Genomic DNA, 13,684 nt, shown 5'->3' with positions numbered 1-13,684 from the left:
ATGCTGTCCAAGGACCCGCGCCGCCGCCAGGCAGGGCGACGGTGCCCGGCCCGCCGCCCCTGGGCTCCAGGCACTCGGCTCATGCCCGTTGGCCGGTACTCGTCCCGGCCGGGGCGCCTCATCCATTCCCTGAGGTGAACAGCCAGCGGGGAGGAGCCGGCAGCCATGACCGAGCAAGAGGCCTATGTGAAGAAGATGGAGGCGGAGAAGCAACGGCTCGACGCCCAGATTGCCGAAGCCGAGGCCTCGGCCGACGTCCGCGAGGCGAAGGCCGAAATCAAGGAGCTGTCCGGAGCGAAGAAGCTGATGGACGACTTCCGCCGCAAGCTGGACTCGATTCGCAAGCGAGGGACCGAGGACTTCGAGGGCGGCAAGGCGGAGCTGCGCAGGGCCTACGAGGCGACCGACAAGGCCGTCGCCGAGGTGGAGACGAAGGTAGAGGTCGTCCACGCGGGCTATGAGCGCAAGCGGGACGCGGAGCTGCGGACCCTGGGCGCGCAGATAGACGGCTGGGAAGCGTCCTTCTCCCGGAGCCGCGCCGAGAGCTCGCTGCTGACCCGAGAGGAATTCACCTTCCTGCGCCGCTCGCTCCAGAACACCCAGGCGGTGCTCAAGGACCTGATGAAGAGCAAGGGCAAGGAGTGGCCTCGGCTGAAGAAGGAGTACGAAGCCGCATGGAATGACCTGTGCGCACGCTCCGAGAAAATCCGCGAGGACACGGTGAAGGCGCAGCAGTCCGAGCGGGAGCAGCCCTCGCAGCAGGGCTGAGCCGGACTCGCGGGCCATGCACCTATCCGCCGTCCATGCCCGGCCGTGGATGAAGCCCGGGGCGGGGTCACGCTTCACCCCACCCCGGGCATCAATCCCAACCGCCGCCTAGAAGTTCGAGTAGTTCGAGCCGTTGTTCAGGCGGAGGTACGTGCAGGTGCCGGCGGTGTTCCACGACACGTAGAAGTAGCCGCGGGTGCTCAGGGCCAGGTTCCAGATGGAGGACACCGTGGCGTCCGGGATGCACGTGTACGTGCTGGGCGTGGTGGCGCCCGACACCGTGAACCGGGCGTAGAAGCTGCGCGTGCCGTCCTCGTACTCGCGGAAGGCCGCGTACGAGGTCGTCGTCGCATCCTCACGGAAGCCGATCATGTTGCCGTAGCAGTACCCCGAGCCATCCGTGTACTGGTAGCAGTTGGCGCTCTGCGACTGCAGGCCCGCGCTCGCGGCGGTGGCCAGGCCGAGGGTGGCGAGCGCCACCACCGGGGTCAGCGACTTCAGGTGCAGGGACTTCATTGTCTTCTCCTTGGAGGGGCCAGCGCGCGGCCGAGCCCCGTATGGGTTTCGGGTGGATTGCTTCCAGGAGCGCGTGACGCGTCCTCCCGGGGTGCTTCCATCAGGCAGACACCTTCCTGCCCGGGCGTGTCGAGCGGGCCCTACGGCAGCCCTTCGGCATCGTCCGGCGGGGTGAGCCGGTTCTGGTTGATGGCGACGACGATTCGCCGGCGGAGCGCCTCGGCCTCGGCTCGTCCACCGAGCTGCATGAGCTCACGGCGAATGTCGCGGACGTCGTCGGCTGTCATGCGCCCGCTGGAAACCACCCGATCCACCAACGCGTCGGCCCGGGTGGCGGCCGCCTGCTGGTCAGGAGTCAGGGGTGGAGGTGGCGCCGGAGGCTCCGCGGCATGCGAGCCCTCGGCGAGTGCCCCGGACTGCTTCAGCAGGGTGACCATCCGCGCGGCGATGGCATCCAGGTCCTCGGACGTGGGCCGTGCCGCGCCCGACTCCAGGGTGGGTGGAACGCCCGCCGCGCTGCCTCCAGGAGGCATGACGGAAGCCGGCGCCGGCAGCGCCCGCACGACCCGGCGCAGCGACGCGACTTCGTCGGACAGTTGCTGCATCCGCAGCTCCTGGGCCTGCTGTCCCTGGCTCACCGCGAGCCAGCTACCCACTCCGCTTCCCAGGGCCAGGACGAGGCCCGGGAGCCATCCACGCAGGGCATTGACAGACATGGCGGCTCAGAAGTTGGAGTAGTTGCTGCCGTTGCTCAGATACAGCGAAGTACAAGCGCCCGTGGCATCCCAGTAGATGGAGAAGTACCCCTGGTGGTTCATGGCCTTGGACCACTGCGCGCCCGTGGTCGCGTTCGGCGTGCAGTTGAAGTACGTCGTCGTCGTGCCGGACGTGTACGCCGCGTAGAAGTACTTGCTGCCGGAGTAGTACTGCATGAAGTACGCGTACGTGTTGGCGCCGGTATGGTTGCGGAAGCCGAGCAGGTTTCCATAGCAACCACCGGAGTTATCCGTGTTCTTGTAGCAGTACGCCGACTCCGACTTGAGCCCGGCGAGCGCCGCAGGCGCCGCGACGAGCGCCGCCAGCGACACGACCGGAGTCCACGTCTTGAGGATTCGCTTCATTTCCAGCCCCCCTCATGGGAGTTCATATGTTCGGGGAAATCCCGAACACCCGATGAACGGGGGAGAAAAAATCCCTTCGCTGGGAGTGTGCTTTTCCGCGCCGTGGCGCATTGCGGCGTGCGCGGCATCATTCCCAGACATCCACCTCACTGTATGGCCTGGGCCTCCAGGCCCCCACTGCCGTCCACGGGCGCGAGCAATTCCCGCATGGGCAGCTCCCGGCCCTCGCGAGCCAGGAAGGTGACTGTCACCACCTTGCCGTCGGCCGAGTCCTCCGCGCGCATCGACAGGAAGCCGCCGTTCCACACCTGCCGCCCCGGTGTCATGAACGCGGTGCGGACGAAGCTCAGCGAGCGCTCGGGGTCCACGTGCTCGGTCTCGATGCGGCACATGCTCGCGCGGCACTCGACGGACCGGAGCAGCGAGTGGTCCGGCAGCGCCGCGCGCACGCCCCCCTCCGCGAGGTGCTCCGCGTCGCGGGCCCAGGTGGTGTCGGGAGGCTCCATGCCGAAGCGCTCCTCGATGCGCTCGCTCACCACCTCCGCCGGAACGGGCGCGGGCGCGGTGACGGGCCCCGGAAGCGGCTCCTGCGCGGCCATGGGCGCTGGGGCCGTGGGAGCGGGCGCCGGCACCTCGACCCGCACCTCACGCACCACCGTGCCGGGCAGGTCCTCCGTGGGCGGAAGCGGCTCCCGCCGCGCCGTGGCCATCTGCTCCACGCGAGTGGAGAGGGATTGGAGTTCCTCACGCGCGTGCTGCTGCTGGACGAGTGAGACGGCGAGCCACGCACAAGCGCCCGTGCCCGCTGCCAGGACATGCCAGGTCTTCATGGGACATTCCCCTCGAAAGAATGAAGGGCCGCCGCGGCCCGTGAAGCAGTGACAGCGGCGGCCCGGTGTGTGATTACAGGCCCCAGCTCACGCTGTTCACGCGCCCGCCCTGGTTCAACCAGCACGCGATGTTCAGCGTGCCGAGGTCCGGCACGTAGGCGCGGCCCAGCTCGATGCCCGCGGAGGCACCGAAGGTGGACAGGTACACGATGGCGCCGGACCAGACGAGGGTGACCTCCTTGTTGAGGCCGTACACCTGGCAGCCCACGGTGTTGGCGCTGGTCGCGCCGTAGGCATTCACGTAGCCCCAGTAGGAGCCGGACGTGTCGACAGGCAGGGGGTACTCGAGGACGCGGGTTCCGGTGCAGTTGTTGGTGAGCGTGCCGTACCACTCGGAGAAGCAGGCGGCGTCAGCGGGGTTGGTGGGCTTGCCACTGAAGCCGGAGACGGTGCGCGCCTGCGCGGTACCGGCGAAGGTGGTGAGCGCGAACAGCGAGGCAACGACGGTGCGGGTGTGACGGTTCATGGGTTCCTCGGGATGGGATTCGACGCGTCTGCGTCGCCCGGGCCCTCGTGCACCCCGCGTGCCTGCGCTGTTTCCCTCTGGAGGCGATGCCGGAGCATGCGCGCGCGAGGCCTGGGCAGGTGTGACGGCCCGCGCGCCGCCCGCGCCGTCACATGTGACGGCGACGTGGCTGACTCCCCTGCTCCGCGCCCCGTGTCGACATGGTGGGATTCGCGTCCGCTATACTGCCGCCGCTTCATGGACGAGGTGCCCGCGCACGCCGAGGGAGCCGCGAAGATGCAGCCTGATGATCCACTCCTGGGGGCGGTGGTGGGCCAGTACCGCATCACGCGGGAGCTCGCTCGCGGCGGCATGGGCGTGGTGTACGAGGCCGTCCACGAAATCATCGGACAGCGCGCCGCGGTGAAGGTGCTCCAGGACCCGTCGGGCCGGGCCTCGTCCCGCCCGCGCTTCCTCAACGAGGCCCGCGCGGTGAGCCTCGTGCATCATCCCGGGCTCGTCCGCGTCTTCGACTTCGGTGAGCTCCCGGCGGGAGTGCCCTACATCCTCATGGAGCGCGTCGAGGGAGAGTCGCTCCGGGAGCGGCTCGCGCGCGCTGGCGCGCTGGGGACCCGCGCGGCCCTGCGCATCGCCCGGCAGATCGCCGCCGCGCTGTCCGCGGTGCATGCCCGGAGCATCATCCACCGCGACCTCAAGCCGGAGAACGTGATGCTCGTCCACGACGAGGAGGCGGCCGGCGGCGAGCGGGTGAAGCTGCTCGACTTCGGCATCGCCGTGCTCGTCGGCGATGGGAGCGTACGCACCACCGAGGGCGTCGTGCTCGGGACCTCGCTCTACATGGCGCCCGAGCAGTGCGCGGGAAGCGAGGACCTCGATGACCGCGTGGATGTCTACGCGCTCGGCGTCCTTCTGCACGAGCTGCTCACGGGCGGGCCTCCATTCCAGGGCGAGCCATCGGCCGTCATGCGTCAGCACCTCTTCCAGGAGCCGCCTCCGCTGCCCGAGCGGGTCCGCGTGCCCGGGGCACTTCCCGCGCTGCTGCGCCGGATGCTGGCGAAGGAGCCCTCCCGCCGTCCGCGCATGGCGGAGCTGGTGGAACAACTCCAGCACCTGGAGCGGGAGACTCCGGACGCAGCGCCCGTCTCCGAGGCCTCGGTGCCCCAACGTCTCTCGGATGAGGGGGATTCACGGGACGCGATTCCCACCGTCGAGGAGCGAAGACCGGCGCCGGAGCACGTTCTCCTCGCGATGCGCGCGCAGGACGCGATTCCCACCGCCGAGGAACGAAAGCCAGCGCACGGCGAATTCGCGGCGCATTCGCGGGACGCCATTCCCAGCTTCGCTGAGCGAAAGCCCGCACACGACACCGCCCCGCCGGAGCCGTGGACGCCCCCTGCAAACGCGCATGCCCGGAGCCCCGCGCCACGGCTCCCCTTCTCCCGCCCCAGGCCCGGCACGCTGGCGGGTGTGACCATGGGAGTCTTGCTCATCGCGGCTCCCGTGGCCTGGCTCGTCGCGAGGAAGAGCGAGCGCCCTCGCCCCCGGGCTCCGGCGCTGGATGGCATGGTGTGGCTGTCGGGAGGCCGCTTCCGCATGGGCAGCACGCCCGAGGAGCTCGATGCCTGGTGCGCGAGCATGCCCGGCGGCTGCACGGCCGACGACCGCAAGCGGCTGGAACGCGAGCTGCCGGCACATGACGTCACGCTCTCGCCCTTCCAGATGGACCGGTACGAGGTCACCCAGGAACAGTTCACCGCGTTCCTCAACCTGATGTCGTCCGCGGTGGATATCCGCGAGGACCGGGACGACCACCGTCCACGCTTCGTCGACGAGCGGGCCTCTGGCTATCTGCTCGTGGACCTCCATCCTGGGGCCAGCGGCATCGAGCCCGCCGCGAAGGGCCGCTTCGCCGTGCGGCCCGGCACGGAGAACGCGCCAGCGGTCCAGATGACCTGGGACGGCGCATCCCGCTACTGCCAGCTCCTCGGCAAGCGACTGCCCACCGAGGCAGAGTGGGAGCTCGCCGCGCGTGGTGTGGAGCGCCGCGTCCATCCCTGGGGCGCCGCGCCGCCACGATGTGAAGGCGTCGTCTTCGGACGCACGCCCAGATGGGGATGCGGGCACCTTCCCGCGACGCGGATGGACGTGGGCTCGGCCCCGGACGACGTGACGCCCGAAGGGATTCATGACCTCGGCGGAAGCGTGGCCGAGTGGGTGGCAGATGCCTTCACGCGGCCGTACTACGCGGACTGTGGCGAGTGCGTGAATCCCCGCGCCCCCGAGCCCGGCGTTTCCATTCCCGAGGACCTGCGCATGTTCCGGGGCGGCTCGTACCAGGCGGATGCGTTCATGTCTCGCGCGGCCACGCGCAGCCGCTGGAAGCGCGGGGGCGTGATGGCGGGCCTGGGCTTCCGCTGCGCGTCGGATTGAAGTCGCCCCGCGCGTCCCCTGGCCCGCGTGCGATTCGGACCGGAACATTTTCTGATGTGAGGAGGGGGTATGAAGAGCACCGAGCTGAAGAAGCTATCGTGGGCGATCGAGTACCTGGATTCGAAGGGTCGTCCGAAGCGCCTGGAGCCGGATGAGGCCATCCATCTTGGCGAGGGCAGATTCTTCGCCGTGGAGGGCGAGCTCCCCAGGGGCCAGGCGTTCGTCTACGTGCTGCAGATGGACGCCGAGTCCCACTTCGTTCGCATCGGCCTGATGTCCCGCATCAAGGATCTCGGCGTCAAGGCAGGGAGCGAGCTCCGGCTGCCCCAGAAGGGCGCCTTCATGCACAACGGCACGAAGGGCTCCATTCATGTCGTCGCCACGAAAATTGCCCTGCCGCGCAAGAGGCTGGCGGAGCTCATCGGAGGGCGTGAGCCCCCACCGGACCCGACCGAGAAGCCCATCACCCACAAGTAATGAAAACGACCGAGAAGAAACCGCCGGTTCGTGTCTCCCGGCCGGCCGTCACCCAAACGCTCGTGCTGGTGTACTCGGGGAGGGAATTGCTGTCGCCGCCCCGGCACCACGTGCCCGGCCGTGACGGGCTGCTCATCGGCCGCGAGGTGGAACAGGGTGTCTGCATTCCGGGAGACCCCCGCGCGTCCCGCCGCCACGCGAGCGTCCACCGAGGCCCCCTGGGTGACCTGCGCCTCGTGGACGAGGGCAGCAGCAATGGCACCTTTGTCAATGGCAGGCGCATCACCGAGTCCCCGCTCGCGGAGGGTGACGTCGTCTCGGTGGGCGATTCGCTGCTGCTGGTCAGCGCGGAGCCCAAGGGGCTCGGCGACGCGCCGGTGCGCGAGCTTCTGGGGACCTCGGTGGCCGCGCGCCGCCTGCGCGCCCTTCTCGCGCAGGTGGCTCCGAGTGAGGTCACCGTGCTCCTGCTGGGAGAGACGGGCTGCGGCAAGGAGGTGGCCGCGCGGGCCCTGCACGAGCTGTCCGGACGCAAGGGCCCCTTCGTGCCGGTGAATTGCAGTGCCATTCCGGAGAGCCTGGCGGAGAGCCAGCTCTTCGGACACGTGGCGGGCGCCTTCACCGGCGCCGTGGCGAGCCGGGGGCTGTTCCGCGCCGCCGAAGGTGGCACCCTCTTCCTGGACGAGGTGGGCGACCTGCCCGCCGCGCTGCAGCCCAAGCTCCTGCGGGCCATCCAGGAACGCGCCGTGCTTCCGGTGGGCGCCACTGCGCAGCAGCCGTGCGACGTGCGCATCATCGCCGCCACGCACAAGGACCTGGGCGCGGCCGTGGCCGGGAAGTCATTCCGGGGAGACCTCTACGCGCGCCTCGCTGAGTTTCCCATCCACCTGCCGCCCCTGCGCGAGCGCCGCGAGGACGTGCCGTTGCTGCTGGCCCACGGGCTCGCGGTGCCCGCGCCGGTGCTGGAGCCAGAGCTGGTGGAGCGGCTGCTCCTGCATGATTGGCCCTTCAACGTGCGCGAGGTGCTCGCGCTGGCGAAGCGGCTCCGCATCCAGGGCGGAACCGGCCCCTACGGGTGGGCGCTGGCCGAGGAGCTGCTCACCTCTTCTTCTCGCCACGAAGCGGAAGCCGCGGCTCCCGCGACGGCCGAGGCGCTCCCGGACGCGCGCGAAGACGCGGCGCAGGAGCCTCCGCCCGACAAGACCCGGCTCGAGGAACTGTTGCGGCAACACGGGGGCGTGGTGGCCGACGTGGCACGGGCCATGAAACGCTCACGCAAGCAGGTGTATCGCTGGGTGGAGCACCACAACCTCGACGTGAAGACCTTCCGCCGCGAGCGCGGCGGTACGTGAGAGGACTCGCCATGACCCGACGCAACGCCGCGCGCGCGGACGACAACCCCTTCGGCTCCCCGGAGGAGGACGAGGTCGAGCGATTCCTCGGGCCCGTAGCCCGGCGCCATGCGCTGCTGATTGGAGTCAATGAGTACGACCATCGCCCGCTGAGCGCGAAGCCGCTCAAGTATGCAGTCAATGACGTGCGGCAATTGGAGAAGGTGCTGGGCGCCTACGGCTACCAGGTCCAGACGCTCCAGGACGGGAACGCGGCGAAGATGCGGCCCACGTACGAGAACGTGGTCCGCGAGCTTCGGGCGCTCGTACGGAAGGCGAAGCCCGAGGACCTCGTGCTCGTCCACTTCTCCTGTCACGGCAAGATGAAGAACGGGCAGACGCTGCTCCTGCTCGCCGATGCGGAGTGGAAACAGGACACCTACGCCCACGCGCTCACCGTGGACGAGGTGAAGCGCCTGATGCGGGAGGGGCGCTCGAAGCGGCTGGTGCTGCTCATGGATGCCTGTCAGAGCGGCGAGTCGGGACGCGAGGTCATCGACAACGGCGACCATGAGGCCTTCATGCGGGGCGCCTACCTGGACGCGCAGGGCATCGTGGTGCTCGCGAGCTGCAGCGACGGGCAGATTGCCAACGAGTCCGACAGCCTCGGGCATGGCGCCTTCACCTACTTCGTGCTGGAGGGGCTCCGGAAACAAGCCGTGGATCCGGCGACGCAGTTGGTCACGACCGGCAAACTGGCGACCTACGTCACCGCGAAGCTGCGGGAGTGGTGGAAGCAACAGCCCGTGGCGTCACTCCAGGTCCCGGAGATGGAGGTGTTCGACGCCGACCTGGCAATTGCCGACCCCTCCCGACTCTCCTCCCCGGAGGCGCTGGAGCGCCTCCAGGTGCGCCGGCTCGAGTGCCACACGAAGAGGGTCCATGACATCGCCGCATCGAGCGACGGCACTCGCTGGTTGACGGCAAGCGAGGACGGCACTGTGCGGCTATGGAATGCGAAGACAGGCAAGCCGTCTGGCAACCCCTATCTCCACCCGCAGGCTGTCACGGCTGCCGCTCTCTCGCCGGATGGAAGGCTCATCGCGACGACAGGCGGGGATGGTGTGGCTCGGCTGTGGCGCGTGGGCGCCTACGAGCCCACCATGGATTTCCATCCTGACAACGGGCCGCCCTTCGCATCCGTGGCATTCAGCCCCGACGGCCGCTGGCTCGCGCTGGGGACCGAGCGCGACGTCCACCTCTGGAGCTTGAAGCAGTCCGGATGGGAGGCCGTGCTCCAGGGGCACGAAAGCCTCGTGGAGCGCATTCGCTTCAGCCGCGACGGCAAGCTCATGGCCACCACGGGGCACGACGGAAAGGTGTTGCTCTGGGAGGTCCGTCCCCGGGAGCTGAGATGGCTTCGGGAGCTCTCCGTGCCAGGAGGTGCCATGGGGCCATTCAGGAAATTGGCCTTCTCGCCGGATGGAAGGTGGCTGGCGGCGGGAGGTGGGGACCCGGTTCCGGACGGTGGGGTCTTGGCCGTAACGGAGCGGCTGATGAATGTTCCCCGCGTCTGGAACACCCGGACGGGTGAGTGCGCATTCTCGCTGGAGGGACACTCCCGCGAAGCAACGGCGGTGCAGTTCTCACCCGACGGCCGGCGCCTGCTCACAGGCAGCAGGGATGGCACGGCGCGCCTCTGGAATGCCTCCAACGGCGCGCTCCTCGCGGTGTTCGACTCGCCCTCCATGGACGTGACCTCCGCCGCATTCACCGCGGATGGGAAGGGGCTCTTCCTCGGATGCATGGACGGCAGTGTCTTCATCTTCGATGTGTCGGAGTCCCCGGCCGCGAAGAAGAAAACGCGCAAACGCCCCGGCTCGTAGGTCCGATGAACCAGGAAAGACTTCACCGCGCCGGCAAACATCCCGCGCCGCCGGGGTGGGGAGACTCGAGCGCGAGTTGCAGCAGCTAAGCCAGCTCACGCAAGAACGACGCGACCACCTCGCCCAGGCGCTCGGGTTGGTCAAACGGAAGGCCGTGGGAGGCGTCCTGTACCTGTGCGATTCGCACGCGTGGGTTGAGGCTCCGCAGTTCCGTTGCCATCTCGAGCGTGACGACGGGGCTGCTGTCCCCAATGACGAGGAGGATTGGGACGTCAATCGCGCTCACCACCTCGCGATACTCGGGGTTGGGCGGTGTGAGGACGTCGAAGGCGCCCATGCGGGTTTTCAGCCTCGCCTCGGCAAGAAGCTCGATGATCTCGGGCGAGCGACGCGGCTGTCGGGCTCGAGCCTGTGCAACGAGGTCAGATTTGTGTGAGCCGAGGGCCCGGCGGTGTTGCTCGGCGACGTCGCTGTCGCGCACCTCGCGTTGGCGCTCGGGGCTCAAGAACGTCGGGTCGACCAGGACGAGGCCGCGGATGCCCCCTACCCCTCGACTCGCCACCACCGCGGCGGTCATGCCGCCCATCGAGTGGCCAAGCAGAACCGGACGAGAGAGCTCCAGGCCACGGATGAGGCCCACGACGTCGCTCGCGTGATCTTCGTACCGGTAGCCGTGGTGCGGCGCGCTCGAACCGCCGTGCCCCCTGGCGTCGGGCATGACGACGTCGAATTCACCTTCGAGCACGCGCGCCAAGGGAGCCCAGCAGGCGCCGTTCCCGAGCAATCCATGGAGCAGAACGACGGGAGGGTTGGCGCCTCCGGTTCGGAGGTAGTGGATGTTGATGCCGTACGTTTCGCAGACTCCACTCATCCAGGTCTTCATGGACCTGTTCCTACCTGCAGCGGCTTCGTAGGTGAAGTTCAAGTCGAGAGCGAGCCCCCGAGCAGGTCGCGCTATCGCCCCAGCCGCGCGCAGTCCCGTCGAACCTGCTCGAGTGTGTCGCGCTTGATTCCAGCAACACTCTCGAGCGGCCGGAGCACCGCGCAGGCTTGCGCAAGCAGGTCGCTCGAGTCCATCGAGCCAATCCACGTCTGCACTCCCGTCGTCACGGCAAGCCGGTCGCCGGGAAGCTCGAGCGCGGCGTCGGTCACGAAAGGGAGATTCACGCGACCGAGCAGGTCCCCGGTCGCGGCGTTCCATGCGCGAACGGTCTGCTCCTGCGCGCTCGTCGTGTACACACGCTCGTCACCCGGTGCGAAGACAGCCCCATCGACGGAATCACCGTGTGCGGGAAGCGTGACGTTCCCGCCGGTTCGCAACTGCCACAGCCGCGCGAGCCGGTCTGCGCCTCCACTCACCAGCCACCCGCCGTCGTGACTGAAGCACGCCACGCCCCCGTACACCGAATGTGCATCCAGGCGCGAGCACTCGCTGCCCTGCTCCGCTCCGCAGATCGAGATGACTCCGCTGGAGCCCAGCGAAGCAACCTGGTTTGCATCCGGCGAGAACACGGCCGCGTAGACCTTCTCGCGAGACGCCACATCGCGGAGCCCGTCGCGCGTGAGCTCCCAGATTCTTGCGCCGCTGTTGGCAGCGATGGCGAGCCGGGTCGCGTCGTTGGACCAGGCAAGCGTATTGCAATCCTTTGGCTCCTGAAGCCGCCGCAGGAGCCGACCGGTTGCCACGTCCCAGATTGCCGGCGGCACCTTGTCTCCCGAGGTCGCCACCCACTTCCCGTCGGGCGATATCGCAGCCACCAACGGGCCCTTCTCCTCCCGGGGCATTCTGGCGACCACCTGCCCCGTGCGCGTCGCTGAAATGCGAACGACACCCTCTCGGTCGAGCGTGACGATGCGCTCCCCGTCGCGCGTCACCGATTGTCCGCACTGCGCCGCCATCTTCCCGTCGATGACGACGAACGCGCGCTCCGGGTGCGCATCCCAAAGCCGCACCGTGCCGTCTTCGCTCGACGACAGGATGTGCTCTCCATCTTTGGAGAATGCGATGGAGACCACCGGTCCGAGGTGTCCGAAGAAGATGCGTTGCTGGCCGCTTGCCAGATGCCAGACCCGGACGGTGCCATCTTGCCCGCCGCTCACCACGAGCGTCCCGTCGGGCGAGAAGGCCGTCGCGCTCACCTCTCCATAATGACCGGGCCGGTCCTTCTCACGGCGGCCCGTCCTGGCATCCCAGACCTCGACGAGCTCGGCCTGACTCCCGGTGACGACCCGGTCCCCGTTCGCGGAGAAAGCGATGGTGACGAGGCGGCCCGTCGCGGGGCTCGTGAGCAGCGGCAGTGGGTTCGCAGGACGGGTCAGGTCGATGATGCGCGCCCCTGGGGCGTCATCGACGATTGCCATGCGAGTCCCGTCCGCGGAGATTGAGGCGGCCAGGATGGGGTGTTGCCCGCGCCAGAGCAGCTCATCGGCACCGCCGTCCAGAGCCCAGCTCCGGAGCGCTCCGTCAGAGCCCGCAGTGATGACTCGCCGGCCGTCAGCGGCCAGGAAGACGCCGACCACGCCCGGGGCATCCGTGGCGATGGTCCGCACCCGCTCTCCGTTGGCTCGCCAGACGTCCACGATTCCGTGGTCATCGACCGCGGCGACGCTGGCCTCGTCGGCAGCGAAGGAGATCCTCCGCAGCTTGCCCTCGCGCCGCCGGTCCAGCGGAACCAGAGAAGCGCTGCCCGTCACGGGGTCGAACGTCCGCACATTGCCATCGCCACCGACGGCGACCACGCGGGCACTGGCCGGCAGGAACGCCGAGGTGGCGGTACGCGATGCATCGGGAACGACGACTCGATACGGAGTGGCGAGCCAGACCGCTCGCAGCAGCACGAAGCGCAGTGCCTCAATCGTTTCCGGTTGCATCTTCACATCCGAAGCCGCCGCCGCGGTCACCAGTGCCAACCCGGCTGCCCACTGCTGCGGATTCTCCAGGACAGCGTCCGCGTGCGCCGCTTCTGCTTGCAGCCTCCGGTTCTCGGAATGCTCGCGGGCGAGATTGGCCGCCCTGGCCTCCGCGGCGGCTTCCTCGCGTTTCACCTGCGCGTACGCTCCGGCCGTGCTGGCGGCGACCAGCAAGCCCAGCAGCACGACGATGGTCGAAACCAGCCAGCGCAGCCTGCGCGCGTGCTGCCGGATCAGGTCAAACGAACAAACAATGTCCTCGATGACCTCGGTCGAGGGCCCATCTACCAGGCAGGCGCTGGACGGCTCCACGAACCGGAGCAACTCCGGAGGCAGATAGCGCATGAGCGGCCCGTCGCGACCGGGCGCCAGCGCTCCGGCGATGTCGATGGGCATGAGCCTGCGGCCGAGGCTGGAGAAGACTTCCAGCTCCTTGAGCACCGCGGTGGACTCGTGCACCCGTGGGCTCCCCACGACCAGCAGACGGCTGCTCCGCCGCAATGCGCGCTGCGCCTGCTTCTTCCAACTGTCGCCCCGCGCGAAATCACTGCTGTCCAGGAACACCACCAGGCCGCGGCGAGCCAGCGCATCGCGCAGCTTCACGGCGTACAGCCTGCCGTCCGCCCAGCGGTACGACACAAAGAAGTCGAAACCGAAGAAGTAGTCGACGAGCCGCTCCCTCAGCGGCGCCACCGAGCTCCCAGCCTCCTCCTCCGCCACGAGTCGCTCCGCGTCGTTCATGGGCCGCGTGTCCCTGTCAGCATCGCAAGGCCCCCGTGAAGAGCGACCTCGCGCCAGCCGTGTGCGTGGTGGTTTGCCAGACGTAGAAGTCTAGAATGTACTCACCCGAAAGCGACGACGCCTCCGCACGAATGCGCTGGCAATCGATGTG

At 68.6% G+C, this 13,684-nt stretch carries 12 protein-coding genes; 5 read left to right on the top strand and 7 right to left on the bottom strand.

Annotated features, from left to right (window positions below):
* Window positions 1-165: 165 nt before the first annotated feature.
* Window positions 166-768 (top strand): sll1863 family stress response protein, encoded by a 603-nt coding sequence (locus ACVTJA_RS26405; RefSeq protein WP_465840188.1) that lies wholly within the window; start codon window positions 166-168, stop codon window positions 766-768.
* Between the two features lie 108 nt (window positions 769-876).
* Here the strand turns inward: ACVTJA_RS26405 and ACVTJA_RS26400 are convergent, their stop codons facing one another.
* The 5 genes from ACVTJA_RS26400 to ACVTJA_RS26380 form a co-directional block, all read right to left on the bottom strand.
* Window positions 877-1,284 (bottom strand): hypothetical protein, encoded by a 408-nt coding sequence (locus ACVTJA_RS26400; RefSeq protein ID WP_465840187.1) that lies wholly within the window; start codon window positions 1,282-1,284, stop codon window positions 877-879.
* Between the two features lie 140 nt (window positions 1,285-1,424).
* Window positions 1,425-2,000 carry a hypothetical protein gene (locus ACVTJA_RS26395; RefSeq protein WP_465840185.1) on the bottom strand — a complete coding sequence of 192 codons (576 nt, stop codon included), beginning with the start codon at window positions 1,998-2,000 and terminating at the stop codon, window positions 1,425-1,427.
* A 6-nt stretch (window positions 2,001-2,006) separates the two neighbouring features.
* On the bottom strand, window positions 2,007-2,405 hold the full coding sequence (locus ACVTJA_RS26390; protein WP_465840184.1) for a hypothetical protein: 399 nt from the start codon (window positions 2,403-2,405) through the stop codon (window positions 2,007-2,009).
* 146 nt (window positions 2,406-2,551) lie between these two features.
* The gene (locus tag ACVTJA_RS26385) at window positions 2,552-3,235 is read right to left on the bottom strand and encodes a hypothetical protein (RefSeq protein ID WP_465840183.1); all 684 of its coding nucleotides are present in this window, start codon (window positions 3,233-3,235) and stop codon (window positions 2,552-2,554) included.
* Between the two features lie 73 nt (window positions 3,236-3,308).
* Window positions 3,309-3,761, bottom strand: coding sequence for a hypothetical protein (locus tag ACVTJA_RS26380; protein WP_465840181.1), 453 nt, complete (start codon window positions 3,759-3,761; stop codon window positions 3,309-3,311).
* A 96-nt stretch (window positions 3,762-3,857) separates the two neighbouring features.
* Here ACVTJA_RS26380 and ACVTJA_RS26375 point away from each other — a divergent pair, with 96 nt between their 5' ends.
* The 4 genes from ACVTJA_RS26375 to ACVTJA_RS26360 all read left to right on the top strand — a co-directional run bounded on the left by ACVTJA_RS26375 (window position 3,858) and on the right by ACVTJA_RS26360 (window position 9,882).
* Window positions 3,858-6,191, top strand: coding sequence for a bifunctional serine/threonine-protein kinase/formylglycine-generating enzyme family protein (locus tag ACVTJA_RS26375; RefSeq protein ID WP_465840180.1), 2,334 nt, complete (start codon window positions 3,858-3,860; stop codon window positions 6,189-6,191).
* Between the two features lie 69 nt (window positions 6,192-6,260).
* A complete protein-coding gene (locus tag ACVTJA_RS26370) occupies window positions 6,261-6,668 on the top strand; it encodes a hypothetical protein (RefSeq protein WP_465840178.1) in 408 nt (135 codons plus the stop codon).
* Window positions 6,668-8,017: a sigma 54-interacting transcriptional regulator gene (locus ACVTJA_RS26365; RefSeq protein ID WP_465840176.1), complete on the top strand. Its 1,350-nt coding sequence runs from the start codon at window positions 6,668-6,670 to the stop codon at window positions 8,015-8,017. Before ACVTJA_RS26370 ends, ACVTJA_RS26365 begins: the two co-directional genes overlap by 1 nt.
* 11 nt (window positions 8,018-8,028) lie before the next feature.
* The gene (locus ACVTJA_RS26360) at window positions 8,029-9,882 is read left to right on the top strand and encodes a caspase family protein (protein WP_465840174.1); all 1,854 of its coding nucleotides are present in this window, start codon (window positions 8,029-8,031) and stop codon (window positions 9,880-9,882) included.
* A gap of 85 nt (window positions 9,883-9,967) precedes the next feature.
* On the opposite strand, the gene ACVTJA_RS26355 is transcribed toward ACVTJA_RS26360, so the two are convergent.
* Together ACVTJA_RS26355 and ACVTJA_RS26350 are read right to left on the bottom strand one after the other, a co-directional pair.
* Window positions 9,968-10,765: an alpha/beta fold hydrolase gene (locus ACVTJA_RS26355; protein ID WP_465840173.1), complete on the bottom strand. Its 798-nt coding sequence runs from the start codon at window positions 10,763-10,765 to the stop codon at window positions 9,968-9,970.
* 71 nt (window positions 10,766-10,836) lie between these two features.
* Window positions 10,837-13,533, bottom strand: a complete 2,697-nt coding sequence (locus tag ACVTJA_RS26350) for a TIR domain-containing protein (RefSeq protein WP_465840171.1) — start codon at window positions 13,531-13,533, stop codon at window positions 10,837-10,839.
* Window positions 13,534-13,684 lie beyond the last annotated feature (151 nt).

The sequence above is a fragment of the Pyxidicoccus sp. M6 genome (assembly GCF_055568925.1).
Note: the sequence above shows the minus strand (reverse complement) of the source record. Positions and strands in the feature narration are given on the sequence as shown.

Bases quoted from the DNA above. Each gene is read 5' to 3' on its own strand.
- ACVTJA_RS26405 (WP_465840188.1), top strand. From the start codon at position 166: ATGACCGAGCAAGAGGCCTATGTGAAGAAGATGGAGGCGGAGAAGCAA.
- ACVTJA_RS26365 (WP_465840176.1), top strand. From the start codon at position 6,668: ATGAAAACGACCGAGAAGAAACCGCCGGTTCGTGTCTCCCGGCCGGCC.
- ACVTJA_RS26370 (WP_465840178.1), top strand. From the start codon at position 6,261: ATGAAGAGCACCGAGCTGAAGAAGCTATCGTGGGCGATCGAGTACCTG.
- ACVTJA_RS26380 (WP_465840181.1), bottom strand. From the start codon at position 3,761: ATGAACCGTCACACCCGCACCGTCGTTGCCTCGCTGTTCGCGCTCACC.
- ACVTJA_RS26395 (WP_465840185.1), bottom strand. From the start codon at position 2,000: ATGTCTGTCAATGCCCTGCGTGGATGGCTCCCGGGCCTCGTCCTGGCC.
- ACVTJA_RS26390 (WP_465840184.1), bottom strand. From the start codon at position 2,405: ATGAAGCGAATCCTCAAGACGTGGACTCCGGTCGTGTCGCTGGCGGCG.
- ACVTJA_RS26355 (WP_465840173.1), bottom strand. From the start codon at position 10,765: ATGAAGACCTGGATGAGTGGAGTCTGCGAAACGTACGGCATCAACATC.
- ACVTJA_RS26400 (WP_465840187.1), bottom strand. From the start codon at position 1,284: ATGAAGTCCCTGCACCTGAAGTCGCTGACCCCGGTGGTGGCGCTCGCC.
- ACVTJA_RS26385 (WP_465840183.1), bottom strand. From the start codon at position 3,235: ATGAAGACCTGGCATGTCCTGGCAGCGGGCACGGGCGCTTGTGCGTGG.
- ACVTJA_RS26375 (WP_465840180.1), top strand. From the start codon at position 3,858: ATGCGCGCGCGAGGCCTGGGCAGGTGTGACGGCCCGCGCGCCGCCCGC.
- ACVTJA_RS26350 (WP_465840171.1), bottom strand. From the start codon at position 13,533: ATGAACGACGCGGAGCGACTCGTGGCGGAGGAGGAGGCTGGGAGCTCG.
- ACVTJA_RS26360 (WP_465840174.1), top strand. From the start codon at position 8,029: ATGACCCGACGCAACGCCGCGCGCGCGGACGACAACCCCTTCGGCTCC.